Raw genomic sequence first — 14,540 nt, forward strand, 5'->3', positions numbered from 1 at the left:
AAGAAAGAACCGTCAGCGGACTGTGGGGCCTGATCGGCAAACTCGTCGATATCTTCCAGCCAATGGAATGTGCCAACTACTTCAGTTCGTGCGGGTATGATCTGGAATGATCGAAAAACGCTCTAAGTTAAACAGGCTGTTAATCTTTTTTTCTATGTTCTTTCATAGATTTGTCTCCATTACGCGGAGATCGAAATGAAACGCTTGCTCTATATCAGCACAGCTCGGTCCATTCTGGACGCATCGGAACTTGAAGAGCTGCTCTCCAAGTCGCGTGCGGCAAACGCCAAGGCAGACCTTACGGGGTTGCTTGTCGTGGGCGGGCGACGCTTCTTGCAAGTGCTTGAAGGCCCCGACCAAGCAGTGATCCAGACATATGAACGGATCAAGCATGATCCTCGTCATTTTGCTCTGGTGAAACTTCACGACAAGGCGGTCGAAGAAAGGGCATTTGGTTCATGGTCAATGGGATATGAACAAGGCGGCGAAGCCGCAGCTTCAGCTTCGCTCGCAGATCAAGTGAACGCTATAGTTGCGTCAATCGCCGACCCCACGCTGCGCGCCTACTTTACCGGCTTTGCCGAAACCCACGCCGGAACATAGCTGAAGTCTGGCGTTGGTCGACTAGAATGATTTCTGGAGAAAAATCGGGGCTTTCGCGAAGCGCTAAATGAAAGGTCGCCAGGTGCCGATCAGGATACGGCAGCATCGGCGCTTGACCCTGGGATGATAGATGCGATCAGTAGAGCGCCAATAGACTGCTTGGCGGGCGACTTGGTGCGACGGCATCGGGTCGCCCTTATCGATAAAAAGACCCCGCCTCGGGGTCACAAGGCGGGGCAATATGCGGGGACTATATGCGTTGGGAACGCAGCCCTAAAACGATATTTTTTGGGTGATGGTTCCGACCGTGTACGGTTTAGGATGTCCACTCCGCCTCCGCATCATCTAATGCTTCAAAACTATCGCCTTCTGCGCCCGCTTGCTGGAGTTTCTTCCGAAGATCATCGGGAGTCATTGCGGCGCGAAAACGGGGGTCCGCCTTGGCCTGCTTGGCGAGTGTGCCGATCCAGTCATCGCGGCCTATTTGCTTCAGCAACCATGCGCCAAAGGTTTCGCCCTGTTCGTTCGGTTCCACTAAAATCTCCTATGGTTGCGCTGTAGTAGCCCGCATCGTCACTTCGGCAAACTGACGCATGATCCACTGCCAATGTGGCGAGCTGCTCTCATAACCGCCACGCATCATCTCAGGTCGATGACCGCAATGGCAGCGCGCAGAACGGACGCCTCGCTTTATCAGGCAAAGCATCAGGATCGCGATCGCGTCGCTGCATAGACGCAGATCCCATGCGGACGGAACATGCTCTCCCCTCACCGGTTGGCTCAGTTCATAGCTGATAGGAGAGAGCCATGTTCCCCGAACAAATTCCAGGCGAGAATGATCAGACCTACATGCAGGGCACATCGATGGAAGATCTGCCCGGCACCGATGATGGCACGGACGAGGACGTTGATGTCGACGTCGATGCCGAGGAGGAAGACCAGGACGCCGATGCGCTGGAAGATGCGCAAAAGGATGCCGCAGAGCAGCGCGAAAAGGAAGGCGGCTATCAATAGTCATAATGAACCCCGTCAGCGATGGGCGCTGACGGGGTTGATTTTGGTCAGATCACATTTTTAGAAGTGGAAGATGACGCCAGCCATGGGACGGAAGCTGTCCCAGTCATAGGTGTCGACCTGCACGCGCAGGCGCACGCCGCTGTTACCAGTGATGCCGCCAAGACCAATTTCCTTAGGCCCGACTTCAACGCCGGCGCCGTACATCCAGTCCTTGCGATCAGGCCAGCCGCCCTTGCCGTTCACCCACTGATAGCCAGCCGACGCATAGATCAGGCCGCTTTCACCAGCACGCGCACCGAAGCGGCCCTTGACGCCATATTCCCAGTCAATGTCGCTAAAGCCCTTCGTGGCGTTGCCTTCCACACCGACGAAGACCGGACCGAGCGGAACGTTGACACCGGCGATGCCGCTGATCAGAGCACCATTCATGATGGTTTCGCCAGGGATGGCGCCGAATTCGGAGCCACGGTCAAAGGTGTGATAGCCGCCAAGCACGCCGACATAGGGCTCGACGCCGAAAGCGTCGGTGCCGTCAGGCGCGGTTTCCTGCGCAGAAGCGATAGCAGGCAAAGCAGCCAGGATGGCTGCGGCGGCGAGAAACTTTTTCATACAAACCCCTATTAGTGTCGATTAGGTCGACGGCAGAACATGTCGCATCGCAACAAGTTTCGGAGAAATGCCAACAATCTTAAAGTGTTGCATTTACGCAACGGCACTCCGGGGCGGGTACTGGGGGCTTAGACCTTTGTATTGTGGCAGCAAGCGGCTTCCCCTCCCTTGCAGTCTTCATCTCTTCCCGCCTCCGGCCTGCTGGGGCGGGCTTTTTTATAAGCCTCAGCGGTCTGCAAGGATTTCACCTTGTCGCGGCAGGCAGGGTGCGGACGAAGCATCGTTGCGAGAGGCTCGCACCCCGATGCGCTTCGCCCAACCGGCAAGTCGATTGCCAGCATTATCTTTTCAGATAGGAACGGTGAAAAGGCTCGCCCGGCCCTTCAGCAAACGCCACGCGGTAGAAGCTGCGTGATCGTGCCGGTGGGTGGCAGGTCATGCCCCAAAGGCCGGATGGAATGCTCACGGATAAAGGCGGCAGGATCGACATCATGTTCCAGCAGCACGCCGCACTTCTCGCCGTCGGCCCAGATTATCGACGCGCAGAGTTCGACCTGATTGACGACGATCGTGACGGGCGTTCCAGCTGGCGGAAACACGAAACCTTCCAGCTGTGCGCCGTAGATCGACATGTTCTTGATCGTGGCAAATTCATAGAGGCCAGACCAATTGACCGTGCAAGGCACGTTGGCGGACTCGCGTGGCTGGTGGCGGCGCTCTGGGGTGCGGGCAAGTGCGTTCAGCATCATTGTCATCCTGTTGTCCCCATATTTAGACCAACCTGCGCGTGGATTGTTCCCGACTCGCTGCGATCAGACTGATCGGCATCGGGTGATCGAAGCTGTGAACCGATCCAGTCGGGCAGGATCAAGATCGTGAATATCGACTGAGCTACCCTCATCCCGGTCGAAAGCCTGCGGGAGTAGTCCTGTCGCAGCCGGCGTTGATTGCGCAGTCCGGCACCGCACTATCTTGGCAGACGGTGCCGCAGCTGTGCTTTATTGCGGTCTGAATCGGCTCCGGCCCGGTCGCTGGAAGTCGATCACAATTGATACAAAAGCGTCAGTTCGCTGCACAGAAAGCAATTGGCTAAAACGCGGCATGCAAGGGTCGGCCGCGCGGAAATGGCGATCATCGCCATGCCGACGTCGCCGCCTTCTGAATTTGCTCGGCCCAATGGGCCTGCCCGCTATGATCGCTGACGAGATCCTGTCGGATCTCGATTTCTGCATAGCGCAGATCGCGCGGAAAGGCGTGGAGAGGTATCGTATAGTCGGTGGCGTCCATGCGATAGGGCGCGTTGTCTCCGACATATATGGCTTGGTCGCCCTGTAATTGCGCAAGCATGGCCGTGGCGAAGTCCGTGCGTCCAAGCCAATGAAGGACGCCTATTTGCCAAGGCCGGACAATTCCGTTCAGCTTTGGGGTGAAGCTGTGCAGCGAAAGCAGGATAGTCTCAGTCCCCGCCGTCTGTCTGGCGTCGAGCATGGCCGATATGGCCGCATGATAGGGCGTGTGGATCGCCGCTATCCTGGCTTGCCTGGCTGCGTCATCCAATGCGCTATTGCCTGTGATGTATGTGCCGTCGGATTGGATGGCTATGGCGTTTTCATGCCCGGGGTCGCGATTGCAGTCGATCACGAGGCGCGAATAGGTCTGATGGATGAAAGGCGCGTCAAGCAGGTGCGCCAATGCCCTGCCAACCCCCCGCGTGCCGATATCGATAGCGATATGTCGCGCCCGGTCTGCGGCAGTCAGGCCCAGATCGCCCAGCGACGCGGGAATGGCGGCTCCGGCATGATCCCCGACCAACAGGAACGGCGAGCGGCCTTCCGCGTTATCGATGGCGAACGGCGCCGGATTGTCCGGACCCAATAGTATCGCCGCTTCTCCGGCCATCGGGATATTCCTTTAATGCCGTTGCCGACGATCGCCACCCATTTCACCGGGTGGAGACAGGCGCGAGATAGAGCCTGCCAAGCGTAACATCAAATGACCCAGCTAATTTGATGATCCCGTCTCGCTCAGCTGATTGAGGGAACTGGCGATTTTCTTCCACATCGTGACGCCATCGGCGTCGCCGATGGCGGTCAGCGCAGAAATTCGTTTCTCGGCATAGGCGTTGGCGTGGTCGCCATGGGTGCGGATGAACATGGATGCCGCGCCCCACGGCACCTGTTCATCGGTCAGCGTCATTTGGCTATGATCCTGTCAGCCGCGACAATGTCATGGCTCTCACGCGCACCTTCGACGCGTACATGACGGCCGAGAAGATGGTCCTGCCTGCCGAGCGCCAGTAGACGCCATTGTCCGCCATCGGCCATGCGCAGGACAAGTTGGCGTCTGTCCTGCATCAGCAGTCCCTCCAATGTGATTGGGCGGTAGCGGGCCATCAGCTTTCTTCACCTCGAATGTGGATTGAGTGGGGTCGCATTGTCTTGGATAGGCGAGGGCTTGGCATTGGACAATGCCGGCTTGCATGGTAGCGATCACCCATGGCGGGGATGGACAGCAGAGGATCGGACTGGACGGATCGGGAAATTGATCTGATCGTCGCGGATTATTTCGCGATGCTCCAGATGGAACTGGCGGGGCAGCCCTGTGTGAAGTCTCACCGCAATATCGCGCTTCAGCAGTTGATCCATCGCTCCCATGCCTCGATCGAGTTCAAACATGGCAATATCAGCGCGGTGCTGGAGCGGCTGGGGTTGCCCATCATAAAAGGTTATAAGCCGCGCGAGAATTTTCAGGGTGCGCTGATCGACGGGGTCGGGCGCTACCTTGGCTCCCCGAATCGGCCAGCCTCTCTTGTGACGTTCGATGAAGTGGTCGTCGACGACATTGCGGCTCTGCCTATTGTTGATCCGCCGAATCTTGTCGTCGGCGAGAAGACCAGCACGCAGCCTCTTGAGTGGCTGGTGCGCAAATTCGATCCGGCCGCGCGCGATGCCCGCAATCGGTCCTTGGGGCTGCGGGGCGAGGAGCGGGCCTTTCATGCGGAGCGGCATCGGCTTTCCAACGCGGGGCGAGACGATCTGGCGCGCAAGGTGCGCTGGGTGGCGCAGGAGGATGGTGATGGGGCGGGTTATGATATCCGCTCCTATGGCCTGGATGGCGGCGAGCGGCTGCTGGAGGTCAAGACCACGCTCGGACATGCGCGGACGCCTTTCTACCTTTCGAGCAATGAGCTGGCCTTCTCGCAGGAGCGGCCGGATGCCTTCCGGCTTCTGCGCGTCTATGATTTTGCGGGGTCGGCCAAGGCGTTCGAGTTGGAGCCGCCGTTGGCGGATCATGTCGGCCTATTGCCTACGGCGTATCGGGCGAGTTTCTAAAGAGAGGCGTCCCCTTCGGGCTGCGCTCTATTCCGCTGCGCTTCACCGAGCCTGCGCTTTGCTTGTCTCGGCCCTGCCGGGCGACGATCGCTGACGCGCGATCCAGGAGGATCGCCAATGGACATCGCTGGGCGCGATGGCGTCGGCCGGTCCCGGCCAAGCGGTGTGGGCGTCGCTTCCCTCTAGGCCCGTCGCGGCTGGCGGCAAGCCGGCCGGTGGCGCGGCTCCTTCACTGGCGTTCCGGTCCTTTGGATGCAGCCCGTCGCTTTGCCGGGCCTGCCGGTGCGCTCTTGCCGCCCACTCCGCTTTCCGGGGCCGGTGCGCGCAAGAGGAGTAAGGAAGATGGAACTCAAGCATATCGACATTGCCTGCCTCTCGATCTCGCCTGCGAACATGCGGGGCGTGAAGAAAGCGCCGGACCTGACCAATATCCTGCCATCCGTTCGGGCGCGAGGCGTGCTGGTGCCGCTGATCGTGCGGCAGAACGGTAGCCCCACTACCTATGAGGTTGTCGCGGGCAAGCGGCGCTATCATGCCGCGATGATCGTGGCGCAGGAGGAGGGAAGCGTTGAGCCGCTGCCCTGTGCGATCATGGAGGCGGGCGACGATGCGGCGGCGCTGGAAGCCTCGCTGATCGAGAATATCGCGCGGCTCGATCCTGACGAGGTGACGCGGTGGGAGACGTTCACCCGGCTGGTGAAGGAAGGCCGGTCGCCCGAGGATATTTCGCTAACGTTCGGCCTCACAGCCTTGCAGGTCAAACGGACGCTGGCTTTGGGCAATCTGTTGCCCCGCATCCGCAATCTCTATCGCAGCGACAGCATCGATGCCGTGACTGTGCGGCACCTTACCTTGGCGTCGAAGGCGCGACAGCGCGAATGGCTGGCGCTGCTTGACGATGAGGATGCCCGGCCACCGATGGGGCATCATGTCAAATCTTGGCTGCTGGGTGGCAGCGCCATCGCGACCGACAAGGCTCTGTTCGATCCGGCCGACTATAAGGGCGGCATCGTGGCCGATCTGTTCGGCGAACATAGCTATTTCGCCGATGCCGACCTCTTCTGGCAGATGCAGGAGGCGGCGATTGCTGAACGGGTGGAAGCTTTGCGCGATGCTGGATGGCAGGACATTGCCGTCATGGCGCGGGGCGAGGCGTTTTATTCATGGGAGCATGAGCGGTGCGCCAAGGGCAAAGGCGGGCGCGTCTATGTGACCATGGGCCATGGCGGCGACGTCAGTTTCCATGAGGGCTATGTGACCCTCAAAGAAGCGCGCAGGCTGGAGCAGGGCGGCAGCGTGGCGAAGGTTGTTCGGCCTGAACTGTCGGCACCGCTGGCCAGCTATATCGACCTGCATCGTCATGCCGCAGTTCGCGCCAAAGTAGCGGTTGCGCCCGCCATCGCCCTGCGGCTGATGGTCGCCCATGCAATTGCCGGGTCGTCGCTCTGGCGGGTGGATGTTGCCTCGCAGCGTGGCGCGACGGATGCGATCAGCGAGAGTGTCGAGAATAGCGCATCGGAAGCCGGTTTCGACAAGGAGCGGCGGATTGCGCTCGACCTGCTTGGCCTTGATCCCGATATGCCGACCGTCACGGGCCATGGCTATGATCGAGAGCTGATCTCGCTTTATCTGCGGCTGCTCGATCTCGATGACGCCATGGTGCTGGGCGTTCTCGCCATCGTCATGGGTGAGACGCTGGAAGCCGGGTCGGCGCTCATCGAACTTCTGGGCGTTCAGCTTGGTGTCGACATGGCGTCATGCTGGCAGGCGGACGATGCGCTGCTCGACCTTGTCCGCGACCGGGAGGTGATGGGGCATGTCCTCAGCGATGTGGCGGGGGAGGAACCCGCGTCGGGTAATGCCGGGGCGACTGCGAAGGTGCAGCGGCAGATCGTGCGGGATTGTCTGGCCGGGACCAATGGTCGGGAGAAGCGCGATGGCTGGGTGCCGCGCTGGATGGCCTTTCCGCCCTCCACCTACACCGAACGGGGCGGCGTTGGCAGCGTCGAGCGGTGGGGGACGGTGGCTCCACTTCTGGAGGCGCAGGATGAGGGCGAGCCGGAACAGGTTGAACCGGAAGTCGCAGAGATCGGCGAAGACCGTGAAGGCCCGGTCGAGGACGAACCCGTTCAACGGGCAGCATGATTGAGTCGATGGCGGGCGGCGGAGAACCGTCGCCTGCCATTTTGCGGAACGTGCTGGTCAATACCCCTTTCGGGGGTGGTTTTTGACATCTGGCATCATCGTTGGGTGCGAGGTTGGCTGGGCAGGCGGCAGCGCCTGATGGCTGACGTCCCCCATGATCCCGATGTCTGGCTGAGTGGATGCGGAGCGCTGCGGTAGGCAGCGCGAAGTTTCTGGCTGCGGTCATCGCGCGGGGCGCGATGGCGTCTTTTTCATGTCTTATCGGCCGACGGCGCGGCGGGGGTGGGCGTCGCTGACCTCTAGTCCCACCGCGGCGAGCCGCAAGTCGGGGCTTCGCCCCAACTCCTACACTGCGTTGCGGCCCTTCGGGTGCAGCCCGCCTTGATCGGTGGGACTGCCGGTCCGCTCCTGCCGCCCACCCCCGCCCCTCCGGCGGCCGGTGCGATGCGGGAAGGGGAAAGGAAATGGGGTATCAGGATAAGGGACGGACCGGCGCTACCCTCTACAGTGAGGTGACGGATCGGATCATCGCCCAGATCGAGGAAGGCACCTTGCCATGGGTGCGACCATGGGATGATGGCAGGGCGGCATTAGGGCTTCCCCGCAACGCAGGGACCGGCAGGCGTTATTCGGGGATCAATGTGCTGATCCTGTGGAGCCGTCTGTTCGAGGAGGGTTACGGGTCGCAGCGCTGGCTGACCTACGCTCAGGCGCAGGCGTTGGGCGGCAATGTCCGCAAGGGGGAGCGAGGCACGACCGTCTGCTATGCGGATCGGTTCACGCCCAAGGAAGGCGACAATGTCCCGACCGGACCGGATGGCGAACCGCGACAGATTGCTTTCTTGAAGCGCTTCACCGTCTTCAACACCGACCAGTGCGATGGATTGGGCGACCGGGCCATGGCCGCCATCACGACGTGGGGCGAGGCGCTGACCCTTCCCGCTGCGCAGACGCTGATCGAAGCAACCGGCGCGGACATCCGCGTTGGTGGAGGGCAAGCCTTTTATGCCCCGCAGGACGACTATATCTGTGTGCCCCGGCCCGAACATTTCCATGAGCCGATCAACTGGTATCGCACCGCCCTCCATGAGCTGGGGCACTGGACCGGCCATCGCTCGCGGCTGGATCGTCTACCCGATACCGGCTTTGGCAGTCCCGCCTATGCGCGGGAAGAACTGGTTGCCGAAATGGCCAGCGCCTTCCTGTGTGCGGAATTGGGGATCGTGCCGACCGTCCGCCATGCCGATTATCTGGGCGCATGGCTTTCCGTCCTGCGCGAGGACAGCAAGGCGATCTTTCGCGCCGCCAGTCAGGCAAGCAAGGCCGCCGACTATCTACTCGCCTTCCTACCCCCGTCCGGTTCCGATGACGAGCCGCACGACGCCGATCCTGTTGGCGAGGGGGAATGATTATGAACGGGATCGAGATACACGCCCGGATCGCATGGCTTGATGGCAGGGCGCTACGGCTGGAGCGCTTTTGCCACACCCGCGAAAACCATCTGGCGACCATCGACTGGTCCGCCATGACCGTCGATCAGGTGCAGCACAAGAACACGGCGGACGAGGAAATGGGCTTCATGCTGGCCGACATCTATTTGGAGCTGGTCCATCTTTACGACCTCCTGTCTATCAACTGGCATTGGGAGATCGAGGCATGACCCATGATCCCCATGCCGCCGAGCGCCAGCGCTACCGCGCGGCTCTGGAAGGGCTTCCCGCCATCCCCCGCATCGTCTTCCTTCTGCATAGCCTCGATTGCCTGACCTATGAGCAGATCGCCCTTCGCATCGGGGAGGATGCGGGCGCGGTGGAGCGGCATTTCGCTACCGCGCTCAAGCATCTGGTGCGGGAGATAAATGGGCCTCTGCAATGAATCACCATTTTGGCGATAATCTCCGGGCCGCGTCCGTTCATCTTCATTTGGTGGACGGGCGCTGTTTGGCTAGGAGAGGTGCGATGCGCACCGACCTCGACCATCTGCCGCCCGCCAAGCAGCGCGAACTGGAGCGCGTGGTGCAGATTATCTTCGAGGAATTCGGTGACGCCAACAATCTCGCCACCGGCAAGCGCAAGGCGGGCCGCATCCACAAGATCATCCTCTATGGCAGCTATGCGCGGGGCGGATGGGTGGACGAGCCGCATACCGCCAAGGGCTACAAGTCCGATTATGACCTGCTCATCATCGTCAACCAGAAGGAACTCACCGACCGGGTCCAATATTGGGAGAAGACCGACGAGCGGCTGATGCGCGAACTGGCCATCACCCAGACGCTCAAGACCCCGGTAAACTTCATCGTTCACACCTTGCAAGAGGTGAACGATGGGCTCGCCCATGGGCGCTATTTCTTCATGGACGTCGCCGGTGAGGGAATCGCGCTTTATCAGGCCGACGCCAGCGAACTGCACAAACCGAAGCCGAAAACGCCGGCGCAAGCGCTGGCTATGGCGAAGGAATATTTTGAAGAATGGATGCCCAGCGCGATGGGTCGTCACAAGCTCGCGAAATATGCGCTGGCCGAGAGGCTCCTAAAGGATGCCGCATTCGATCTGCATCAGACCACAGAGCGGCTCTATCATTGCGTGCTCTTGGTATCGACCTTCTACACCCCGCATGTCCACAATCTGAACTTTCTGCGCACCCAAGCCGAGCGTCTCGATTTCCGTCTGTTCAACGTCTGGCCGCGCGACACGCGGGCCGAGCGGGCGATGTTCGAGAAGCTGAAGGACGCCTATGTGAAGGCGCGCTATTCCAAACATTACACCATCAGCGAGGAAGAGCTGGCCTGGCTTGGCACCCAGGTCGAGGAGCTGGGCCGCGTCGTCCATATCGTCTGTAGCGAAAAGATCGCCGCCCTTGAGGCCGCCCTTTAGCCGGTAGCGAAAGTCTTGAGCGCCCGCAGATCGCGGGTAATCCACTTGGCATCCCGCGCGAACATCTCATCATCCATGCCGGGCTGACGGAACAGCGTCAGCATCACCTCCGCCCCGTTGCCATTCTGGATGACGCGGAGGGGGACATGGATTTCCTTGCCGTCCCCCGTATCGACGAAATGATCCATCACCCCATAATCGTTATGGGGCGTGAACCGGATCGTGATCGGCCCCTCCGGACCATCGGCGAGCCATTTGTCTCCCTCCTGCCGCAGGTCGAATTCGGCGAGGCCCGATGCCCATTTGGGGAAGACCTCCGGCCACCAGATCGCTTCATAGAGCGCCTGCCAGTCGCGGTTGATGGAAATGCTGTAGGTGCGCGCGGGCAGCATGGCGCCGGTCCTTTCTGATTCGAATATCGTTGGCGGGTAGCGCCGTTGGGCGGCGCTGTCACCGATTGGCTGGCAGGTTCGCCCATCGGGGATTCAATGCGGACGCAGCGGCGCGGCGCTGCAAAGTATCGGACGCACGGCCAAGGCCGAGTGTAATGCACCTTACGCACGGGTGCTGCGCCGGAATATTGTGCAATATCAGCTATATATCGCTGTGATACATGTATGGCGCGAACAGGATATCTGTGGTCCATGTACCACCGGCCATTCTCCGAGCGCGCTAGTCCATTGAGAACGCTAAATTTTGTGCCGTGGTCCATGGACCACAAGCATCTTGTTGAATTGATGAGGGAAACTGATATTATTGGACGGCTTCACGACCTCCGCAGGGCTCTCAACAAGGAGCTTTGCATATGCCTGCCATCATCAAGGAGCATCGGGGTCGCGCCTGTCGGCTGATCGACCTCAATGGCCCGGATGCAGCCGGGACCGATCGGAACCAGATGCCTTTCGAGCCTCTGTCCGTCCGCATATCCATGGCGGTCAGGATGACCGGAATAGGGCGATCCAAGCTCTATGAGCTGATCCAGTCCGGGGACATCGAGGTGGTGAAGATCGGCGCTTCCACCCTCATTCCGGTCGAGAGCTTGCGCCAGCTGATCGCCCGCAACAGGCGGCCATGATGTGCCCTTGCAGGCCAAATCGGGGAAAGGTTTGCTTCTGAAAATCGCCCCGCTGGAGCATGCTCACAGCGGGGCCAAGGTTCAGGGAGTGTCGTTCCAAAAGGGGGAAGAAACGACACTCCCGATGTAGCTATCGCTCCCCCTGTTTCAATAGAAGGCCGGTCCGATCAGGAGGGAATATCCGCGTCAGCAGGCGCCTGGATCTGGCAGTCACGCCAGTTCGGGTCTCCGGCAGGCACGAAGGCTGCGAAGGAGCCATCTATCAGCAGGGCCCCTTCCTCGCTCTTGTAATAGGCGCCCAGGTCAAGCGGTCGGCGCGGGAGAATGAGTTGGTGGCCTTCGAAGGAGGCGATGGCACCCCGCTCCTCGATCTCCAGAACGAAACTGCGACCCTCGGCGCATTGCACTTCGACCCTGTCGCGGCTGTAGGCGAGCGTCGGCGTCATGACAAAAAGCAGGATGAAAACCGCTCGCCTTAAGTATGCCGGCAATGTGGAAACGCGCATCGCCCTGATCTTTCAAAAGCCCTCTGGTCTCAACCTTCGGCGGCACCGGCCGTTCCGTGTGGCAGGGTATCGACGATCATGGCTGCAAGGGTTTCCTCCGCCCGGCTTCGTGTGCCGGCATCCTTGGAGAGGAGATCGTGTCGTAGCCATTGTGGGGCGCGCTCGATCGTTTTGAGGATCAGCGCAGAGATATCTTCTATCATGAGGGCGGCTATGTGGCGCGGCGGGCCGATTGGCAAATTCCTTATCATCGCGCATCGGACTTGAGCGCCTCTGGCGCGGCGGCAGGAGGACTGCTTTCCGGCTCAAGGTGGGACATTGTGCTCAGTCCGCTTCGAAGCATCTGCCGTTAGAAAGCTGCCATTCAAAATGCTTGCGGCTGTGCGCTTCTATCGAGGCGAAGCGCGAGACATGCTTGCGGCGCAATGGGTGTTCGAAGACGACTATAGAACGTGCACGGGGGCCTTGAGATGACGCGCTGGCTATAATGCTATTTGAGGGTGTAATGCTGCGGTTCGCAAGTCGGACGACGAGACAATGGAGCGAGTGCCCAGGATGATTCAAAGACCATCAACCGAGGCTAAGGTGCGCTGAAACGTGGGAGCGATGCTGATCTTCGACAAGTCGTTCCTTCAGAGTCTGTCGGTGGACGAATCCGTGATCTTGGACCAGATGTTCAGCTGCGTGATCACGCCGCTGTTCTTTGTTGAGACGATGGCGGACCTCACGAAGGAGACGGCTCGGGGACGGACGGCGGAGCAGGTCGTTGGCGGTCTCGCCGAGAGGACCCCGGTCGCCCATAGTTACGTAAACACTTACCACCAGCAGGTGATATTGGATGACTTGCTCGGACAGCGCGCCGAGGAGTTTGACCATCGACCCGCGGTTGCCGGAGGCATTCCCGTTCGGGTCGAAGGGAAAGCAGGCGTCGTCTACCGCAAGTCGCCCGAGCGCGAGGCGTTCGACCGGTGGCAGGCTGGACGGTTCCTCGATGTCGAGCGGGCGTTCGCGCAACAGTGGCGCGCACACCTTGATGAGATCGACCTGCCTGCGATAGCCAAGGCATACCAATCCATGATGCGGAAGGAGGATCGGCCGAAATCCCACCACGCCGCTCGGGACCTCGCCCGAAGGATGGTCGATGCCGAAGGTCAGAACTACCGGTCGCTCCTGATGGCGCACGGCCTGCTTGGCATGCCAAAGCGAGCACTTCCGTTGATGGTGCGGAACTGGAAGGCGTCCGGCTCGCCGCCGCTGAGGCAATATGCGCCATTCGCCGCGCATTGCCTGGAAGTGGACCTCTTCTTCGAGCTTTGCCTCTCAAACGGCCTGATCTCAGATCAGAGACCGAGCAACCGAGTCGACATCAGCTACCTCTACTATCTGCCATTCGCGGACATATTCGTTTCGGGCGACAAGCTGCACCGGGCATCTGCGCCGCTATTCATGGACGACCGCCAGCGCTTCGTCTGGGGACCTGATCTCAAGGCCGACCTCTCGGTGTTGAATGCTCACTTCGCCGCCTTGCCAGAAGAGGAGAAGGCGAAGGGCCTCTTCACGCTGGCGAGCAGTCCGCCGGTTGATCACCAAGGTGCGGTCGCAAACCTCTGGGACATGAGGATGCCGGCGTGGCGTGACCCGAAACCGCCAACACCGAAGATGACTGCCGAGCAGGAGGCAAAAATCATCGAAAGGTCCAGGCGCCTTACCGACGCGGCTGAGCGCGGCGGGCATCAGCCTCTCGATAACCATGTGGACGTCGAGCACATGATCATCCAGCGTTTCATCTCGAAGCAGCGGGGCAGCTGGCGGATGTTCTCGGCGGAAACGGAGGCGAACAGCGACGCGGAGTGGGCCCGTGAACGGGTTCATTCGCGACAGTCCGCCGCTGATGGCGGCGATGTGAAGGTTTAGCGGCCCGGCGGCCCGCTCTAGGCCACGGCCGGTGAGCATGAGGAATCGCAATCGTCAAGGGCAGCCGCGATGCCGTCGCCTGCGACAACGCCGCTCTAGAAATCTTCATTCGACTCGAGAGGCATTGCCAGCAGCCTCATCGCGATCGCCTCGGCGCTGCGGCTGTTGGGGAGGGGGTCGTCCGCGATCGCCTCCTGCCATGCCGCGATCATCGAGGATTCGCCGCGGCTGCGGCCCGCCATCATCGTCACGAGCAGTGCGCCATAAAAGCGCACTAGGAACGGATCATATTCGGGATGGGTGACCGGCCCTGCAGTATCGGTCTCCGACAGAATCAGCGTAAGCGCCGACGGAAGGCGGCCTTGTTGCCGGCACCGGAATAGGAAAGCTCGCGGCCTTTGAGGAGGCGTGAGCATGGACATCGAGCAGTCAAACGAGCCTCGTATGAGCGGTCGCGGTGATGGCG

General features: G+C 60.5%; 20 protein-coding genes and 1 pseudogene. 11 read left to right on the plus strand and 10 right to left on the minus strand.

What is annotated here, in order from left to right:
- Nucleotides 1-110: pseudogene (locus RQH62_RS24140) on the plus strand (IS630 family transposase); the annotation flags it as partial.
- A gap of 85 nt (nucleotides 111-195) precedes the next feature.
- A complete protein-coding gene (locus RQH62_RS24145) occupies nucleotides 196-603 on the plus strand; it encodes a BLUF domain-containing protein (protein ID WP_311271197.1) in 408 nt (135 codons plus the stop codon).
- A gap of 316 nt (nucleotides 604-919) precedes the next feature.
- Here the strand turns inward: RQH62_RS24145 and RQH62_RS24150 are convergent, their stop codons facing one another.
- A complete protein-coding gene (locus RQH62_RS24150) occupies nucleotides 920-1,138 on the minus strand; it encodes a hypothetical protein (protein ID WP_311271198.1) in 219 nt (72 codons plus the stop codon).
- A gap of 272 nt (nucleotides 1,139-1,410) precedes the next feature.
- Between RQH62_RS24150 and RQH62_RS24155 the strand changes: the two genes are divergently transcribed.
- The gene (locus RQH62_RS24155; protein ID WP_311271199.1) at nucleotides 1,411-1,617 is read left to right on the plus strand and encodes a hypothetical protein; all 207 of its coding nucleotides are present in this window, start codon (nucleotides 1,411-1,413) and stop codon (nucleotides 1,615-1,617) included.
- Nucleotides 1,618-1,677: 60 nt separating this feature from the next.
- On the opposite strand, the gene RQH62_RS24160 is transcribed toward RQH62_RS24155, so the two are convergent.
- From RQH62_RS24160 to RQH62_RS24180, 5 genes are all read right to left on the minus strand, one after another.
- Complete coding sequence (locus tag RQH62_RS24160; RefSeq protein WP_311271200.1) at nucleotides 1,678-2,229, minus strand: opacity protein; 552 nt, start codon at nucleotides 2,227-2,229, stop codon at nucleotides 1,678-1,680.
- A gap of 383 nt (nucleotides 2,230-2,612) precedes the next feature.
- Complete coding sequence (locus RQH62_RS24165; protein WP_311271201.1) at nucleotides 2,613-2,984, minus strand: PilZ domain-containing protein; 372 nt, start codon at nucleotides 2,982-2,984, stop codon at nucleotides 2,613-2,615.
- A 376-nt stretch (nucleotides 2,985-3,360) separates the two neighbouring features.
- Nucleotides 3,361-4,128, minus strand: coding sequence for an N-formylglutamate amidohydrolase (locus tag RQH62_RS24170; RefSeq protein WP_311271202.1), 768 nt, complete (start codon nucleotides 4,126-4,128; stop codon nucleotides 3,361-3,363).
- A gap of 102 nt (nucleotides 4,129-4,230) precedes the next feature.
- Nucleotides 4,231-4,425: a DUF6961 family protein gene (locus RQH62_RS24175; protein WP_311271203.1), complete on the minus strand. Its 195-nt coding sequence runs from the start codon at nucleotides 4,423-4,425 to the stop codon at nucleotides 4,231-4,233.
- Nucleotides 4,422-4,622 carry a DUF5818 domain-containing protein gene (locus tag RQH62_RS24180; protein WP_311271204.1) on the minus strand — a complete coding sequence of 67 codons (201 nt, stop codon included), beginning with the start codon at nucleotides 4,620-4,622 and terminating at the stop codon, nucleotides 4,422-4,424. The genes RQH62_RS24175 and RQH62_RS24180 overlap by 4 nt, the downstream gene beginning before the upstream one ends.
- 102 nt (nucleotides 4,623-4,724) lie before the next feature.
- Between RQH62_RS24180 and RQH62_RS24185 the strand changes: the two genes are divergently transcribed.
- The 6 genes from RQH62_RS24185 to RQH62_RS24210 all read left to right on the plus strand — a co-directional run bounded on the left by RQH62_RS24185 (nucleotide 4,725) and on the right by RQH62_RS24210 (nucleotide 10,579).
- The gene (locus tag RQH62_RS24185) at nucleotides 4,725-5,561 is read left to right on the plus strand and encodes a DUF3883 domain-containing protein (RefSeq protein ID WP_311271205.1); all 837 of its coding nucleotides are present in this window, start codon (nucleotides 4,725-4,727) and stop codon (nucleotides 5,559-5,561) included.
- Between the two features lie 342 nt (nucleotides 5,562-5,903).
- On the plus strand, nucleotides 5,904-7,706 hold the full coding sequence (locus RQH62_RS24190) for a ParB/RepB/Spo0J family partition protein (protein WP_311271206.1): 1,803 nt from the start codon (nucleotides 5,904-5,906) through the stop codon (nucleotides 7,704-7,706).
- A gap of 464 nt (nucleotides 7,707-8,170) precedes the next feature.
- Nucleotides 8,171-9,115 (plus strand): zincin-like metallopeptidase domain-containing protein, encoded by a 945-nt coding sequence (locus RQH62_RS24195; RefSeq protein ID WP_311271207.1) that lies wholly within the window; start codon nucleotides 8,171-8,173, stop codon nucleotides 9,113-9,115.
- 2 nt (nucleotides 9,116-9,117) lie between these two features.
- Nucleotides 9,118-9,366 carry a hypothetical protein gene (locus RQH62_RS24200; protein ID WP_311271208.1) on the plus strand — a complete coding sequence of 83 codons (249 nt, stop codon included), beginning with the start codon at nucleotides 9,118-9,120 and terminating at the stop codon, nucleotides 9,364-9,366.
- Nucleotides 9,363-9,581, plus strand: a complete 219-nt coding sequence (locus tag RQH62_RS24205; RefSeq protein WP_311271209.1) for a sigma-70 region 4 domain-containing protein — start codon at nucleotides 9,363-9,365, stop codon at nucleotides 9,579-9,581. The genes RQH62_RS24200 and RQH62_RS24205 overlap by 4 nt, the downstream gene beginning before the upstream one ends.
- A gap of 83 nt (nucleotides 9,582-9,664) precedes the next feature.
- Nucleotides 9,665-10,579 carry a HEPN domain-containing protein gene (locus RQH62_RS24210; RefSeq protein ID WP_311271210.1) on the plus strand — a complete coding sequence of 305 codons (915 nt, stop codon included), beginning with the start codon at nucleotides 9,665-9,667 and terminating at the stop codon, nucleotides 10,577-10,579.
- Here RQH62_RS24210 and RQH62_RS24215 read toward each other — a convergent pair.
- Complete coding sequence (locus RQH62_RS24215) at nucleotides 10,576-10,971, minus strand: polyketide cyclase (RefSeq protein ID WP_311271211.1); 396 nt, start codon at nucleotides 10,969-10,971, stop codon at nucleotides 10,576-10,578. The two genes, RQH62_RS24210 and RQH62_RS24215, sit on opposite strands and share 4 nt — an antisense overlap.
- A 413-nt stretch (nucleotides 10,972-11,384) precedes the next feature.
- Between RQH62_RS24215 and RQH62_RS24220 the strand changes: the two genes are divergently transcribed.
- The gene (locus RQH62_RS24220) at nucleotides 11,385-11,654 is read left to right on the plus strand and encodes a helix-turn-helix domain-containing protein (protein WP_311271212.1); all 270 of its coding nucleotides are present in this window, start codon (nucleotides 11,385-11,387) and stop codon (nucleotides 11,652-11,654) included.
- 167 nt (nucleotides 11,655-11,821) lie between these two features.
- Here RQH62_RS24220 and RQH62_RS24225 read toward each other — a convergent pair whose 3' ends face one another.
- Together RQH62_RS24225 and RQH62_RS24230 are read right to left on the minus strand one after the other, a co-directional pair.
- Nucleotides 11,822-12,160, minus strand: a complete 339-nt coding sequence (locus RQH62_RS24225) for a hypothetical protein (protein WP_311271213.1) — start codon at nucleotides 12,158-12,160, stop codon at nucleotides 11,822-11,824.
- Between the two features lie 29 nt (nucleotides 12,161-12,189).
- A complete protein-coding gene (locus RQH62_RS24230) occupies nucleotides 12,190-12,363 on the minus strand; it encodes a DUF6771 family protein (RefSeq protein WP_311271214.1) in 174 nt (57 codons plus the stop codon).
- A gap of 403 nt (nucleotides 12,364-12,766) precedes the next feature.
- Here RQH62_RS24230 and RQH62_RS24235 point away from each other — a divergent pair, with 403 nt between their 5' ends.
- A complete protein-coding gene (locus tag RQH62_RS24235; RefSeq protein ID WP_311271215.1) occupies nucleotides 12,767-14,074 on the plus strand; it encodes a hypothetical protein in 1,308 nt (435 codons plus the stop codon).
- A gap of 95 nt (nucleotides 14,075-14,169) precedes the next feature.
- On the opposite strand, the gene RQH62_RS24240 is transcribed toward RQH62_RS24235, so the two are convergent.
- Nucleotides 14,170-14,540 (minus strand): hypothetical protein (locus RQH62_RS24240; RefSeq protein WP_311271216.1); only part of this gene is annotated, 371 nt, incomplete at its 5' end.

Source organism: Sphingobium sp. WCS2017Hpa-17 (assembly GCF_031843765.1).
In the GTDB taxonomy this organism is placed as follows: domain Bacteria; phylum Pseudomonadota; class Alphaproteobacteria; order Sphingomonadales; family Sphingomonadaceae; genus Sphingobium.

Excerpts from the sequence above, each read along its gene's own strand:
- RQH62_RS24200 (WP_311271208.1), top strand. The coding sequence starts at position 9,118 with ATGAACGGGATCGAGATACACGCCCGGATCGCATGGCTTGATGGCAGG.
- RQH62_RS24205 (WP_311271209.1), top strand. The coding sequence starts at position 9,363 with ATGACCCATGATCCCCATGCCGCCGAGCGCCAGCGCTACCGCGCGGCT.
- RQH62_RS24185 (WP_311271205.1), top strand. The coding sequence starts at position 4,725 with ATGGCGGGGATGGACAGCAGAGGATCGGACTGGACGGATCGGGAAATT.
- RQH62_RS24220 (WP_311271212.1), top strand. The coding sequence starts at position 11,385 with ATGCCTGCCATCATCAAGGAGCATCGGGGTCGCGCCTGTCGGCTGATC.
- RQH62_RS24175 (WP_311271203.1), bottom strand. The coding sequence starts at position 4,425 with ATGACGCTGACCGATGAACAGGTGCCGTGGGGCGCGGCATCCATGTTC.
- RQH62_RS24215 (WP_311271211.1), bottom strand. The coding sequence starts at position 10,971 with ATGCTGCCCGCGCGCACCTACAGCATTTCCATCAACCGCGACTGGCAG.
- RQH62_RS24210 (WP_311271210.1), top strand. The coding sequence starts at position 9,665 with ATGCGCACCGACCTCGACCATCTGCCGCCCGCCAAGCAGCGCGAACTG.
- RQH62_RS24155 (WP_311271199.1), top strand. The coding sequence starts at position 1,411 with ATGTTCCCCGAACAAATTCCAGGCGAGAATGATCAGACCTACATGCAG.
- RQH62_RS24160 (WP_311271200.1), bottom strand. The coding sequence starts at position 2,229 with ATGAAAAAGTTTCTCGCCGCCGCAGCCATCCTGGCTGCTTTGCCTGCT.
- RQH62_RS24190 (WP_311271206.1), top strand. The coding sequence starts at position 5,904 with ATGGAACTCAAGCATATCGACATTGCCTGCCTCTCGATCTCGCCTGCG.
- RQH62_RS24225 (WP_311271213.1), bottom strand. The coding sequence starts at position 12,160 with ATGCGCGTTTCCACATTGCCGGCATACTTAAGGCGAGCGGTTTTCATC.
- RQH62_RS24195 (WP_311271207.1), top strand. The coding sequence starts at position 8,171 with ATGGGGTATCAGGATAAGGGACGGACCGGCGCTACCCTCTACAGTGAG.
- RQH62_RS24235 (WP_311271215.1), top strand. The coding sequence starts at position 12,767 with ATGCTGATCTTCGACAAGTCGTTCCTTCAGAGTCTGTCGGTGGACGAA.
- RQH62_RS24145 (WP_311271197.1), top strand. The coding sequence starts at position 196 with ATGAAACGCTTGCTCTATATCAGCACAGCTCGGTCCATTCTGGACGCA.
- RQH62_RS24180 (WP_311271204.1), bottom strand. The coding sequence starts at position 4,622 with ATGGCCCGCTACCGCCCAATCACATTGGAGGGACTGCTGATGCAGGAC.
- RQH62_RS24170 (WP_311271202.1), bottom strand. The coding sequence starts at position 4,128 with ATGGCCGGAGAAGCGGCGATACTATTGGGTCCGGACAATCCGGCGCCG.
- RQH62_RS24230 (WP_311271214.1), bottom strand. The coding sequence starts at position 12,363 with ATGATAGAAGATATCTCTGCGCTGATCCTCAAAACGATCGAGCGCGCC.
- RQH62_RS24165 (WP_311271201.1), bottom strand. The coding sequence starts at position 2,984 with ATGACAATGATGCTGAACGCACTTGCCCGCACCCCAGAGCGCCGCCAC.